At 50.6% G+C, this 14,200-nt stretch carries 11 protein-coding genes; 2 read left to right on the forward strand and 9 right to left on the reverse strand.

All coding sequences use genetic code 11. The features are described 5' to 3' along the window. Nucleotides 1–102: 102 nt before the first annotated feature. Nucleotides 103–555 carry an Lrp/AsnC ligand binding domain-containing protein gene (locus PsAD26_RS06350; RefSeq protein WP_063290746.1) on the forward strand — a complete coding sequence of 151 codons (453 nt, stop codon included), beginning with the start codon at nt 103–105 and terminating at the stop codon, nt 553–555. Here the strand turns inward: PsAD26_RS06350 and PsAD26_RS06355 are convergent. From PsAD26_RS06355 to PsAD26_RS06385, 7 genes are all read right to left on the reverse strand, one after another. After that, complete coding sequence (locus PsAD26_RS06355; RefSeq protein WP_063309731.1) at nt 552–1,058, reverse strand: GNAT family N-acetyltransferase; 507 nt, start codon at nt 1,056–1,058, stop codon at nt 552–554. The genes PsAD26_RS06350 and PsAD26_RS06355 overlap by 4 nt on opposite strands. A gap of 23 nt (nt 1,059–1,081) precedes the next feature. Beyond that, entirely contained in the window at nt 1,082–2,566 is a 1,485-nt protein-coding gene (gene nhaC, locus PsAD26_RS06360; protein WP_063309732.1) for a Na+/H+ antiporter NhaC, read from the reverse strand. 117 nt (nt 2,567–2,683) lie between these two features. After that, complete coding sequence (gene arcC, locus PsAD26_RS06365) at nt 2,684–3,616, reverse strand: carbamate kinase (RefSeq protein WP_063301355.1); 933 nt, start codon at nt 3,614–3,616, stop codon at nt 2,684–2,686. Beyond that, entirely contained in the window at nt 3,616–4,620 is a 1,005-nt protein-coding gene (gene argF, locus PsAD26_RS06370; RefSeq protein WP_063309733.1) for an ornithine carbamoyltransferase, read from the reverse strand. Before argF ends, arcC begins: the two co-directional genes overlap by 1 nt. Before the next feature lie 56 nt (nt 4,621–4,676). Next, complete coding sequence (gene arcA / locus PsAD26_RS06375; RefSeq protein ID WP_063309734.1) at nt 4,677–5,903, reverse strand: arginine deiminase; 1,227 nt, start codon at nt 5,901–5,903, stop codon at nt 4,677–4,679. 123 nt (nt 5,904–6,026) lie between these two features. Beyond that, entirely contained in the window at nt 6,027–7,427 is a 1,401-nt protein-coding gene (locus PsAD26_RS06380) for a YfcC family protein (RefSeq protein ID WP_063309735.1), read from the reverse strand. Between the two features lie 305 nt (nt 7,428–7,732). Beyond that, nucleotides 7,733–8,917 carry a GAK system CofD-like protein gene (locus tag PsAD26_RS06385; RefSeq protein WP_063309736.1) on the reverse strand — a complete coding sequence of 395 codons (1,185 nt, stop codon included), beginning with the start codon at nt 8,915–8,917 and terminating at the stop codon, nt 7,733–7,735. Nucleotides 8,918–9,289: 372 nt separating this feature from the next. Here PsAD26_RS06385 and PsAD26_RS06390 point away from each other — a divergent pair, with 372 nt between their 5' ends. Beyond that, on the forward strand, nt 9,290–11,116 hold the full coding sequence (locus PsAD26_RS06390; RefSeq protein WP_063309737.1) for a long-chain fatty acid--CoA ligase: 1,827 nt from the start codon (nt 9,290–9,292) through the stop codon (nt 11,114–11,116). Nucleotides 11,117–11,200: 84 nt separating this feature from the next. Here the strand turns inward: PsAD26_RS06390 and uxaC are convergent, their stop codons facing one another. Together uxaC and PsAD26_RS06400 are read right to left on the reverse strand one after the other, a co-directional pair. Continuing rightward, nucleotides 11,201–12,616 (reverse strand): glucuronate isomerase, encoded by a 1,416-nt coding sequence (gene uxaC / locus PsAD26_RS06395; RefSeq protein ID WP_063309738.1) that lies wholly within the window; start codon nt 12,614–12,616, stop codon nt 11,201–11,203. A gap of 96 nt (nt 12,617–12,712) precedes the next feature. Beyond that, nucleotides 12,713–14,191 carry a mannitol dehydrogenase family protein gene (locus tag PsAD26_RS06400; RefSeq protein ID WP_063309739.1) on the reverse strand — a complete coding sequence of 493 codons (1,479 nt, stop codon included), beginning with the start codon at nt 14,189–14,191 and terminating at the stop codon, nt 12,713–12,715. Nucleotides 14,192–14,200: the final 9 nt, after the last annotated feature.

Genomic DNA, 14,200 nt, shown 5'->3' on the forward strand with positions numbered 1-14,200 from the left:
CAAAATACCCATAGGGATGTTTCCTGTATTTTTTGATGGTAAAGACTATTCGACTTTGATATTCAGTCGAAATGGTCGTTATGAATAATAAAATGGCATATCATGGAGAAATTGGACGATTTTGATCGTAAGATTGTAGAAGAACTGCAAAAATGCGGGCGCATCACTGTCACTGACCTTGCGAAAAAGGTAGGCCTCTCTAAAACGCCTTGCCAAATTCGCATGAAGAAACTGGAGGATGCAGGATACATTCTTGGCTATCGGGCAGAAGTCGATCACACCAAGTTAGGTGCTGGTCATATCGCGTTTGTACAGGTCAAACTTAACGACACGCGCTCACGCTCACTGGAAGCTTTCAACGCAGCTGCGCGGGAAATTCCGGAGATCGAAGAATGCCACATGATTGCAAGCGGATTTGATTATCTGCTGAAAGTGCGAACCAAGGATATCGGAAGTTATCGCCGCGTACTGGGAGAAAAACTCTCTGAAATGCCTTATGTAGCGCAGACATCCACATTCGTTTGTATGGAGCAGGTCAAAGACAGGCCGTTCTAGTCGACACCACGCTGCATGTAGTGTGCGTTCGCTCCATACGCTCTGAGTTTTTCCTTGAGTATTTGCTCGTGAATTGCTCGAAAGCCACGAGCCTGCCAAAACTCGAAGGCGGTGTCGAGGGCAACCAGTGCAAACTTGTTGATGTATAGACTGCGGGCGACCTGGCTCAACTGCTCAAGAATAGCCAGGGCAGCGCCAATGCCTTGTGCTTCAGGCAACAGTGCAATGTCGTGAATGTAATAGACTTCAGCCTTAAAGGGCAGGGCACCCAGTAAGCTGGAAAGCGGCGGGATGCTGCGATTTTCCCATGGATGTGAGATGATATAGCCGAGGATGGCCTCTTCATCGTTTTGCCGCAGCACATGACAGCCATGAGGGAACAGTCGCACACGTTCCCGAATACAGTCGATATCCTCTGGCAAATGTGGATAGGTTTGCTGCATGATCTGGTCTATCTCCGGCAGATCATCTTCTTGCATCTGGTGCCAGCTAAAATTCTTCATGGCGGTGCTGCATTTCTTGCTTATCAGGCTTCTTGCTCATCATCCGGCAACACAATACGCTCAGGTTTGTGATCTGTCATTGTCAACATCCGCCATCCCATCACAGCAAACATAACTGTCAGTATGGGACTGACGATATTGAAGAAGGCAAACCCGGCAAATGCCAGAGTTGGAACACCAAGCGTAGCCGCCATATAAGCCCCACAACTGTTCCACGGAATCAGAGCGGATGTCACTGTTGCGCTATCCCCAACCGCACGAGACAGAACCTCAGGCCGCAAACGGCGTTGGCGGAAAGATTTGCGATACATCCGACCCGGAATAACAATCGCAATGTACTGGTCTGCAGCCAGAATGTTAGTCGCGATTGCAGTTGAAACCAGTGACAGTACCAGCGCACCAGTGGTCTTGGCTGCGTGCAGGATAGGGCCAATAATTCGATCCAGAATACCAGCTTTCTCAACCACGCCACCAAACGCCAGAGCGGTCATGATCAGCCAGATGGTCGTCAACATATTGCCCATGCCACCACGGCTTAAAAGAGCATCGATGGAAGGGTCTCCTGTGACGCTCACATAGCCGTTGGACATCGCGATCCAGACGCCTTTGATCACCTCAAGCGAGTAGGGCAATGCCGGAGATGCGGCAAGACCAATCACTTTGTCTGGATCCATGATGACTGCAAAAAAACCACCCGCCAGCGCGCCAATAAAGATAGTTGTAAACGGAGGATAGCGGATCATTGCCAGTCCTAAAACCAGCAGGAGCGGAAGGAAATTAAGCAAGGTAATGTCGTAATGCTGTTCAATGCTGGTCAACGTACCTTGTGCCACAAAATCTCCAGGTTCCCCAAGCCACCAGAAGAGGGCCAGCGAAATAATGAGTGCAGGTATGGAGGTCCAGAGATTTTCCTTGATGTGCGTATAAAGGTTGGATCCCGCCGCTGCTGTCGCCAGATTAGTCGCGTCAGAAAGTGGGGAAGACTTATCGCCGAAATAAGCGCCCGACAGGATAGCGCCGGCAGTGATGGCGGGATCGAGACCCATCTTCGTTGAAATCCCCATCAACCCGATGCCAATGGTCCCTGCAACAGTCCACGAGCTACCGATGCTGACTGAAACAAGGGCGCAAATAATGACAGTCGTGAAGTAGAAGTAGTTTGGGCTAAGGAGCTGTAATCCATAATAAACCATGGCCATGATAGTGCCCGACATAGCCCACGTGCCGATCAGCGAACCCACTGCAAACAGAATGAAGATCGCATGAAGGCCGGTGCTCACACTATCAACGACAGCGTCCTTCAGTTCATCAAAGTGAAAGCCATGAAACAGCGCCACAAAGCTGGCGATCAGGGCACAAAACAAGAGCGCAATCTGGTTTGGTCCTGAGGAGGCTTCATCTCCAAACAGATAGTAGGAAAGCGCAAGCAGGATAACGAGCGAGGCAACGGGAATGATCGCTCCGGCCAGCGACATTTTTTGAGAATATGGAGCTGGCACTTTGGCCATATGCAATTCGTCCTTTGTTTTCCTGTTGTTTTGATGGGCAAAATGAAGCCCAAGGACAATCAAATGCATTTGAAAACAGGAACGCCCCAAAGCTCACTCAGCTTCGGGGCGTTCATCTCAGTAAAACGTGGTGTCACCAGCCGCTGTGGTAATCGAAGTCCCTTTCTCTCCCAAAATTGCTTGAGGCACTTCAGCGAGTGTGCATATGACGGATTTTTTTCCGGTTTGCCGCGCAAAAGTCTGTGCTGCTTCTACCTTTGGTCCCATAGAACCTGCGGCAAAACCATATGCATCCAGCGCATCTGGAGAAGCCGATTTGATCGCGCGTTGGCTTGGTGTACCCCAATCCAGATAAACGGCATCCGCATCTGTCGCCATAATGTAGACGTCAGCATCAATCTCTTTGGCAAGAAGGCCTGAACACCGGTCTTTGTCGATCACGCATTCCACACCAACGAGCTTCTTTTCTTCGTTGTACATAGTTGGAATGCCGCCCCCACCTGCTGCGATGACAAGCACATCATGGTCCAGAAGCCACTTGATTGGCCGGATCTCAAAGATGTGTTTGGGTAATGGACTTGGCACAACTCGCCGCCACTTATCTCCATCTTCTCGAATGGACCAGCCTTTCTCATCGGCAAGTCTCTCCGCTTCCTCTTTGGAATAAAGCGGACCAATGGGCTTGGTTGGATCTTTGAAAGCAGGATCGTTTGGGTCAACTTCAACCTGCGTGAGGATCGTGGCAAATGGCTTTTCAAAGGGCAGGAGGTTCCCAAGCTCCTGCTCGATCATATAACCAATCATGCCAACTGTTTCTGCGCCAAGCACATCCAGTGGATAGGCCTCAACCTGCTCGTAGGCTGCTCCCTGCAAAGCCAGCAAACCGACCTGCGGGCCATTCCCGTGAGTGATGACCACCTCATGGCCATCATCATAAAGTGGCGCCAGCGCTTTCGCGGCGATCCGCGCATTCTTTCGTTGGTTTTCGGCAGTCATTGCCTCCCCGCGTCGGAGAAGGGCATTCCCGCCAAGAGCGACGACAACACGCATTATCGACCTCCAATCGTCGCAACCATGATGGCTTTAATAGTGTGGAGCCGGTTTTCAGCTTGCTCAAACGCTAGGTTGCGATCCGATTCAAAGACATCATCGGTCACTTCCAGCTCGGAGATACCGAACTTCTGGAAGATCTCTTCACCCACCTTGGTCTCCCGGTTATGGAAGGCTGGCAAACAATGCATAAAGAACGTGTTCGGGTTGCCGGTGCCTTCAATCAGGGCCTTGTTGATCTGGTAGTCACGCAACAATTTGATCCGGCTTTCCCAGACATCCGGCGGCTCACCCATCGAGACCCAGACATCTGTATGGATGAAATCAACACCCTCAGTACCTTCTTTGACATCATCCGTAATTGTGATGCGTGCACCATACCGTTTTGCATTGAGTTCGGCTGCTTTCAGCACATGCGGTTCGGGGTGCAGCTCTTGCGGGCCAATAATGCGAACATCACAGCCACATAGAGCGCCCAACATCAGCAATGAGTTGCCCATGTTGTTGCGAGCATCGCCCAGATAGGCAAACGAAATCTCATGCAACGGCTTGGGGCTGTGTTCGGTCATTGTCAACATGTCAGCGAGCATCTGGGTTGGATGCCAGTCATCAGTCAAACCGTTATAGACCGGGACGCCGGAATACTCCGCCAGAGTTTCAACGGCCTTTTGCCCGGAACCACGAAACTCAATGGCATCGAACATCCGACCCAACACACGCGCGGTATCCTTCATGGATTCCTTGTGGCCGATCTGAGAGCCGGATGGATCCAGATAGGTGACATGCGCTCCCTGATCGTGAGCGGCAACCTCGAAGGCGCAACGGGTACGGGTGGAGGTTTTTTCGAAGATCAGGCAGATGTTCTTATCGACAAGTGTCTGCCGTTCTGTTCCAGAGTATTTGGCTCGTTTCAGATCACGGGCCAGATCCAGCATGTAAAGCACTTCGCGTTGGCTGAAGTCTTTGAGCTTGAGGTAACTGCGACCTTTCAGATTGAAAGCCATTTTTCTTTACTCTCTATCTCTTGGATGTTTTTATTGTTCAACGGAGTTTGAAAAGACTAGAACTCCACGGCCTCACGCACTGTTGGACAGGTCATGCAGTGTCCACCACCGCGACCACGGCCCAGTTCAGACCCGTCGATGGCGATAACCTCCACACCGGCTCGTTGGAGTTTTGAGTTTGTGTAGGTATTTCGGCGGTACCCAACCACGACACCAGGTTCGATGCAGACAACGTTGTTGCCATCATCCCATTGCTCGCGTTCCTGATCATAAGCATTACCGCCTGTGGTCACCACATGCAGCTTCTGCATACCAAGTGCATTGGCGATGACATCGAACAAATGTCTTTCATCCTGCCTGTAATCTACGCTTTCCGATTTGTCTCCCGGACGGATCGAGAAACAGATAATCTCATCACAAACGCCTGAGAACGCCGTTGCTTTGTCACGATCAAGAAGGGTAAAAACAGTGTCCAAGTGCATCGCTGCGCGGCTCTTTGGCATCTGGCAGGCAATGACGCGAGTTGCCGCCTTATTGCGGAAAAGGGCGCGCGCCACCTGGCCGACTGCTTGAGGTGTGGTGCGTTCACCCATCCCAATTAAAACAACCCCATTGCCGATTGGCATGACGTCGCCGCCTTCCACGGTTGATTCATGGAAGTCCTCATCCGGATCACCCCACCAGAAGTTGACCTTGCCCTTGAAGTGGGGGTGGAATTTGTAAATTGCAGTGGTGAGGAGCGTCTCGTTCTGGCGCGCCTGCCAAAACATCGGATTAAGCGTAACGCCGTTATAGATCCAGCAGGTCGTATCGCGGGTGAACAGTGTATTCGGCAGAGGCGGAATGACGAAGTCGTTCGGGTCCAGATAACTCCCAAACACACCTGTTGGTTTAAAACCCAACTCACACCGTGCAATGCCGCCAATCAGATGATCCGCGAGGAATTTCTCGGGTTGCTCGTAAAGCCAGGCTCGGAGATCCTCGGCCATGCCATACCCAACGCGGTTGTGCGTGATACGGCGTTCCAGCAACCACTTACGAGCTTCCTGATCCTCCAGCGTCTCCTTCAGCAGAGTGTGCATTTCCAGCACGCTCACACCGCGCTCTTCCATTCTGAGGCAGAAATCGTAGTGGTGTTTTTGTGCTTCACGAACCCAGATTACATCATCAAACAGCAGCTCCTGACAATTGCCGGGCGTAAGACGCATGTGAGCAAGCCCGGGACGGCAAACCAATACTTCTTTCAGTTTGCCAACTTCCGAATGAACACCAAATTCAGTCATGTTGCAGACTCCGTTCCAGAATTCTTGTTTTGTTAGAGATCAGCATCTCTATGTTTGGTTCAGAGGTTTAATTTGTGCGCTGCAGAGGCATATTTGCCTCTGCAAAGATTGAAGAAACCGCCCCTAAACGCTGAGCGACAGCGCAAGTGAGATCAAAACGAACAGAATGATCACGAGTGGGATGGCAAACCGAAGCCACTTGTCATAAGGCACCCGTCCAATCGCAAGGCCGCCCATCACAACGGCAAAGGTTGGGTTGAACAGGTTCAGCAGCCCACTGGCGGACTGGAAGGCTGTGACCACATATTCTGCACCAACGTTTGAGAAGCCTGCCAGCGGAGCCATAATCGGCATGGACAGCACTGCGAGGCCCGAGGATGAGGGCACGAAGAACGACAGCACCAGCTCCAGCCAGAACATCACATTGATAAAGGCTACTTTGCTGAGACCACTGACCGCCTGCTCGGACCAGTAAAGGATCGTATCGGTAATTGAACCAGCATCCATCACCACAACGATACCGCGGGCAACTCCGATGATCAGGGCGACACCAAGCAGATCACGTGCACCATCCAGGAAGTTGTCAACGAACTCGTGTTCACCTTGTCGGGCTACGATGCCCACGAGAATAGAGGCAGCAAGGAAGAGGGCAGCCATTTCGCCCATCCACCAGCCAAGGACAGCAACACCGTAGATCAGCAGTCCGAAGGTGACGACGAAGATGGCCATGATCCAGCCGTGCTTTGCCGTGAAATCGGGAATATCGTCCGTTGAAACGCCTTGCAGGAAATGTTTCTCGTTTTCTTCCTTCATTTCTGAGACGAGAGAAGAGGTGTGATCCGCTTTCACTTTTGCAGCATACCGCATGACCCAAGCCACACAGACCAGCCAACCAACAATCAGAATAAGGAAGCGAAGGCCGATGCCGTCGGTAAACGGCACGCCAGCAGCGTTAGAGGCGATGACGGTTGCAAACGGGTTGATGGTTGAGCCAAGCGTTCCTATGCCTGCACCCAGAAGGATAACGGCCACACCTGTCATCGAGTCATAACCTGCGCGGATCATAACCGGGATGATGAGCGCGTAAAACGCAAGACTTTCCTCCGCCATCCCATAGATCGTGCCTCCAGCCGCAAAGAAGGCCATCAGTATGGGGATCATCAGGTTCTCTCGCCCCTTCAACCCCGTCATAATCTTGGCGATCCCTGCATCAATTGCACCTGTTCGGGTCACAACCATCAAGAAGCCACCAATCACAAGAACAAAGACTGCAACATCGATCGCATTCGCCGTGTAGGAGATCGGGTCATAAAGACCCGCAATTGGAGCCATAAAGACTTCAACAGGGCCTTGAGGATTAGCCTCCACCAGATGATAGGTGCCGGGGACCGGAACTTCCTTATCTAGGATTGGGTTGATCACCCGATCATATTTACCAGCAGGGACGAACCAGGTTGCAATTGCAACAAGAATGATGAGGGCAAATAGAATTGTAAACGCGGTAGGAAACTTGAACTTCGACATTTGCTTTTCCGCTTGGTTATGTGTCGAATGTAAAAATGCTCCTGCTACCTAATATCTATGCGTATACTTACGTCAACATGTCTTCTGCTTCTTGATTAAGCGTCATCACAAATGAAATATTGCAAAGCGTTGGGGTGTTTTTAAGTAAAGTTGAAGATGATGTTTGAGGTGACCTAACTATGTAACCGTGATCAACCTGGGATAGGGTAAAGCAAGCTACTGCAAATCATCTGCTTCTGTCAGATGGTGTGCTGCGAAAGGCATAAATTGTCAAAATACAGTGAGTTAACTGAACGAAAAAGACTTCAGAGAAAACTCAGTAACATGCAAACTAGTTTTTCCGGGTCGTAATAAGGAACCGAATACGTGCTTGTCAGATCAGCACCAATCAGGGAAATGCCTTGAGCTTCCAGCTCAGCCCAATCAAACTCAGCAGCATGTTTTTCATCTGTGACGATAAAGTTGAGCAACTTGTCTGTTGGCGTATCTGCCCCCGCATCAGCGCGCAGATGTTTCAGGAGTGCGTCCACTGTCTCGTTCGGACTCATCCCGAACTGCTCAGGATCATTGCCAAGGTTGGGTACATAAACTTTCGGGTTTGAGCTACGTGCAATAGACTTGCCCACGCCCTTTGGCAGAAGATTAGCGATCAGGCTGCTGTGAAAGCTTCCCGGAGGATAGCAGATCATGTCTGCAGTCTCGATAAGATGCTGCTTTTTAGGAGAGACCTCAATCTCCACCGGATCACCGCCAGCTAGGGAGCGGGTCAGATAGGTCCTCTTAATCCGGCTCGCGATGGGTGCTGTTTCCTTGCCAGTCATATTATGTTGACCAACAATGATCTCACCAGAATCCAGCTCAACAGCCAGATGCAGACGAGCATCAACTGTTGCTAGAACGGTGCCGAGCGTGTTCACCAGCTTGGAGAACAGGAAAATAATTGGATCAAGCTTCTGATTGTTGTTCAGATATCCGCCAGCAAGGATCAGGTTGCCGATACTGGCGCCTCTCAGATCAAAGTCCGATGGCATTGCATCATGAAAAAACGCGAGCTGATGCCGGATCAGGCGTCGCATTGGATTGGGAACCCGTGCGATCAGCTGATCATGCCCTTCCAGCAAATCCACCAGTTCGCTGTGTAGGTCCTCAAGAGAAGCTGTTTTGGGAAATCTATGTGTGAAGAGACGGTAGATTTCGGACTGCCCAAGAACGCTTTCATCAGCCAGAGCAATCAAACGCGAGCGCAGGTCTCCAATTGCGGGCATGCCAAAGGCATGACGCAAAACTGCAGAACTTCCACCGCTATCAAACGGTGTCATCAGGTGAATGGAGTTGTGGGTGTACTGCTTCAAAGCGCGAGCAGTTGGGTTAAGCGCGCTTCCACCGCTGAAAAACAGGAGGGCAGGGCCAAGTTCTGGCAGGCGCTTATAGCGACTGATGCGAACAGGATCTGGTAGATTTAGACCGCGCGTAACACTGAACTGCTGCATAAATGAACTTGCCCGACTGAGTAACTCTCGATCCCCGTTACCATAGGAGGTCTATTCTTTTGGTTTACCGCTAAATTGCAGAATCCACTCAACTAAATAAGAAACATCCCCAAAGAACTCTTTGGATGATGATTAATCTTTAATGCCTCTAAGAAGCATTGAAGTATATCTCCAATTAGATATATCAGAGATTCAGTAAAATCTCTGTCAAATCAAAAATGAATATTCGTTGCTCATGAACCAGAGAGAAGAAAATAAGAGAAAATACCTGTAGTTCTTGTGGGTTTGATGGGTATTCTTGGTATCTGTATTTGACACCAACAAATTCAGAGGATGTAAAGCTCTGGAATTAATAAAAATAGAGAGAATAACATGAGTTCGCAGGCCCAGCCCGTTGCTCAAGAACAAGCTCAAAAAGCGTTTAAGTCCATTCCCAAAGCATTCATGGAATCTGTCGTACGCCTTGCTGATAAACCAGCATACTTTGTCCGTGGGAAGGATGGATGGGAAGCAACGAGCTGGACCGAATATGGCGAGCAGGTACGTAACGCTGCAAAAGCGCTGCTCGCACTGGGCGTCAATCCTGGTGATGCTGTTTGCATTCTAAGCTACAACCGTCCTGCATGGACCATCATGGACGTGGCTGCCATGATGATTGGGGCTGTGCCAACAGGCATTTACTGGACAGCAGCAGCACCCGAGATCAACTACATTCTGCGCCACTCTCAAGGCCGCATTCTGCTTGCTGAAACCAAAGCCCAGCTCAAAGGTATTGGTGAGCAGGCGGAAAACATGCGCCATCTGCGTAAAACCATTCGCTTGGATGGGCGCGTAGAAAATCCAGATCAATATACATGGGCCAGCTTTATGTCCTTAGGGGAGAACAGCCCGGGACTGGATGCAGAACTTGACCAACGCCTCAATGATATCGCGGCAGAAGACATTGCGCTCCAGATTTACACCTCAGGGACGACAGGCTTGCCAAAAGCCGTGCAGATCAGCCACCGCGCAATCCGTGCAGAATCTGATGCACTGAATCTGGCCTTTAAGCCGACACCAGCTGACCGCTATATTTCTTATCTGCCAATGGCTCATATCGCAGAGCAGTGTGGCACCATTATTCAGGCTTGTGACACTGGCTACCCAGTTTACTACGCCAAGTCCGTAACCAGTCTGGGCGAGCACTTGCCAGAGGTGAGGCCGACTGTAACCTTTGGGGTTCCGCGGATTTTTGAGAAGATCAATGAGAAAGTTGAAAAGCAGCTCAGCAAAGAGAAAGGCTTCAAAGGCAAACTCATCCAATGGTCTCTTCAAACGAGCAAGGATTGGTACAAAGAAAGCATCAACGGCAAGTCTGCTGGCTTGGTACTGAACACTAAAAAGAAGATCGCGAACCGTCTCGTACTTGATAAGATCAAACACAAGATCGGCCTCGATAAAATGCGCATGTTCGTGAGCGGTGGTGCGCCTGTATCCAAACGTGTGTTGGAGGCCTTTACGGGACTGGATATTGTTATCCGTGAAGTCTACGGCCAGTCAGAAAACTGTGGTGGTGCGACCATCAACATCATTGGTGCAACCCGTCTGGGTTCTGTGGGTAAGCCGATGGAGGGTGTCACGATAAAGATCGCTGCAGATGGTGAGATCCTCTGTAAGGCAGGTACAAATTTCTCTGGTTATGCGCATGACCCTGCTGCAACAGATGAATCTCTGCGCGATGGTTGGCTTTACAGCGGTGATATTGGCTACTTCGACAAGGAAGGTTATCTCTTTATCACAGGCCGTAAAAAAGAGCTTATCATCACCTCTGGAGGTAAGAACATCTCGCCTGCCTTGCTTGAGCAAGACCTGATGGAAATTCCATTGGTCGAATATGCAGTTGTTGCAGGCAACAATCAGAACTTTTTAAGCGCTCTGATCACCATTGATGGTGCAATGGCACAGCGATTTGCGACCGAGAACAATATTAAGCCGGAAGATGTTCTGAAATCAGAGCAGTTGCGGAGTGTGATACAGGCCGGCATCAAAAAAATGAATGCGCGTCACTCACGGGTTGAGCGTATTCGCAAGTTTGAGATCTTACCGGACGGCTTCTCGATTCAGACCGGCGAACTGACGCCAACACTCAAGATCAGGCGCGCAAAAGTGCTGAATAACCACGCCGGCGCTCTTGAAACAATTTACAAGCACGACGAGTAAAACAGGTCTCTGATATTAGAAACCCCTTGGTCCAGAGGCATGGTCCAAGGGGCTTCATGGGATAAAGCAGGGGCCAAAGCTTACCTACTTCTCATCAAGGAACCAGTTTGCTGCATTGTTGTAGCAAACGTCCCTGATCATGCCTCCCGCAAGCTCAAAATCACCCGGAATATGGCCTTTATCCATCCATTCACCAACGATCCTGCAAAGCAAGCGACGGAAATACTCGTGTCGAGGGAAAGATAGGAACGATCTGCTGTCTGTCAACATGCCGAGAAACTGAGAAAGCAAGCCCATCTGTGCAAGTTGTGTCATCTGGCGTTCCATGCCGTCCAACTGATCGTTGTGCCACCAGCCTGTTCCAGCTTGAATTTTGCCGCCGAAGGAACCGTCCTGGAAATTTCCGGCTGTTGTTACGACAACTTCGTTCTTGGTTGGATCAAGAGAATAAAGCACAGTTCTGGGCAATGCTTTCTCGCGATCCAACGTGTCGAGGAACTGGTTGAGTGGATTAGCGAGCTCACGGTCATCAATGCCATCACAGCCGACGTCTGGCCCAAGAGCTTTGAACATGCGGCTGCGGTTGTTCCGTGTCGCACCAATGTGCATTTGCATGACCCAACCACGTTTGGTGTATTCCTTGCCAAGGAACACCTGAACAGCTGACTGGAATGCAGTTACATCATCAAGACTTAGAGTTGCTCCGTTTTGTCCCTCTTTGAAGATACGGTTCAGCTCAGTACCGGACGGAACCGGACAGAACAGCATGGAATCCAGGCCATGATCTGCGGCACGGCAACCATTTCGGCCAAAGTGATCCAGCCGCATGGAAAGTGCTTCAAGCAGGCGTTCATACTTGTCGATATGGAAACCAACGGTTCTACTGAGTTTCATGATGTAATCAGGAAAGGTCGGCTTATCGATCTTGAAAGCTGGATCTGGACGGAAAGTTGGGCGGACAACCATGGTTGAGGTTGGATCCTGAGCAATCATCTTATGCCAATGCAGATCATCACAAGGATCATCAGTCGTTCCCAGCATCTTTACGTTCTGCATTTGTAACAGGCCGCGAGCTGAAAAAGGTTTGGTCGCAAGCTTCGCGTTACAAACCTCCCAGACAGTCTCAGCAGATTTCTCTGAGAGGGTCACACCTTCCAGCCCGAAGTAGCGATACATCTCCAAATGCGTCCAATGGTACAGTGGATTCCCGAGAAACTTCGGCATCACGGAGGCATAGGCGAGGAATTTCTCTTTGAAGTTGGTGTCTTTGCCGGTGATCAGGCTCTCATCAATCCCTGCCCACCGCATAGCGCGCCATTTGTAGTGATCGCCCTCCAGCCAGACACGACCAATGTCATCAAAGCGACGGTCTTCAGCAATGGTCTGCGGACACAGATGGTTGTGATAGTCCACGATTGGCATTTCTGCGGCGTAGTCGTGGTAAAGCTTTTGTGCTGCTTCAGTCTCGAGGAGGAAGTCTTGTCCAAGAAATGGCTGCATCGTTTTTGCCCTGAAAGTGGTGGGATCAATCCTATGATCAACCCCTGAGTTTGAGCGTTTGCTCAGCCTGAGGCCGAGCAAGATTTTCCTTAAAACCTAGTCAGCCAAATCAGCGACAGCCTGCGCGGCACCTTTTTCTGCCACTGCTTGGTAGGCCTTGTGAACCGCTTTCTTGAACTCATCGTTAGCAACAAGTTCAGATGGGAACACAGAATGCACAGCAAGCAGTGTATCGACATAGGTTGTCGCGTTGCCGCCGTCTTTGGCGACAATTTCAGCAAGCTTCTCCTTCATCGGGTCAATCACTTCATAGCTCTCGCCATTGCGATCTGCGCGGATGTAATTCATCCAACCACCAATACCCAGCAGCAGATGACGGCAGTCGGTGCCCTTTGCCAGGTGGAATTTCACTGAATTTAGCCAGCGCTGAGGTATCTTCTGCGTTCCATCCGCAGCAATCTGCCAGGTGCGGTGTTTCAATTTGGAGTTGGAATAGCGTTTGAGCAGCGAGTCAGCATAAGCCTCCAAATCCACATCGCCCGGGACATCCAGTGTGGGCAACTGTTCATCCACCATCAGCTTGCGCGCTTCTGCGTAAAATACAGGATCGGCAGCGCAATCTGCAATGGTCTCCTTGCCAGCAAGGAAGCCAAGGTAGGCAAGGAAGGAATGAGAGCCGTTCAGAGTGCGAAGCTTCATCTCTTCAAACGGTTCAACATCCGCAACAAGTTGCGCGCCAGCAAGCTCCCACTTTGGTCGTCCAGCTTTGAAGTTGTCTTCAATCACCCACTGGCGAAACGGCTCACATACGATGCCGTTCAGATCAACTTGTCCGCCAAGGCTGTCACGGATGAGGTCTCGAGACTCGTCAGTCAGCGCAGGCACAATGCGGTCCACCATGGTGGATGGGAAAGATACATTGTCCTCAATCCAAGCCGCCAACTCTGCATTCTGCTTGGCAGCAAACTCACGAACGGCAATCCCGCAGAGCATGCCATTATGAGGTAGGTTATCGCAAGACATCACAGTGATTGGACCATTGCCAAGTGCCCGGCGTTTCGCAAGGCCGGCAACGATCAACCCAATTGCGGTTTTGGGAGCCGAAGGGGAAGCAAGGTCTTGCTGGATCATCGGATTGTCCAGATCCAGCGCCCCGTTCGTAACGCAATAACCTTTTTCGGTAACTGTTAAAGAAATGACCTGCAGCTGTTCTTCTGCAAGCCCATCAATCAGAGCCGCTACACCATCGCGTGCCACATGCTGTGTTTCGCAAACAGCGCCGAGGAGCCGTGTGTTTGTGCCTTCATCAGCTGTCTCAACCAGCGTGTAGAGGTGATCATTCTCGGCCAACTTATCGAACAAGTCTGGCGTGCCGAACAGCTCAATCACCCGCAAGCCCCAATCACCACCAGCGGCAGCAAGTGTTTCGTGCAAATGCATTGCAACGTGAGCACGGGCAAAGGCACCAAAACCGATATGAGCAACACGCGGCTTCAACGTAGTACGATCGTAAGATGGCACGGCAACATCACTTGGAAGCGCGTTGAGGTCGAGTTTCTTAAAGTCAAAAGTCATAGGAAGCGG

This window comes from Pseudovibrio sp. Ad26, from assembly GCF_001623285.1.
GTDB classification, from domain to species: Bacteria; Pseudomonadota; Alphaproteobacteria; order Rhizobiales; family Stappiaceae; genus Pseudovibrio; species Pseudovibrio ascidiaceicola.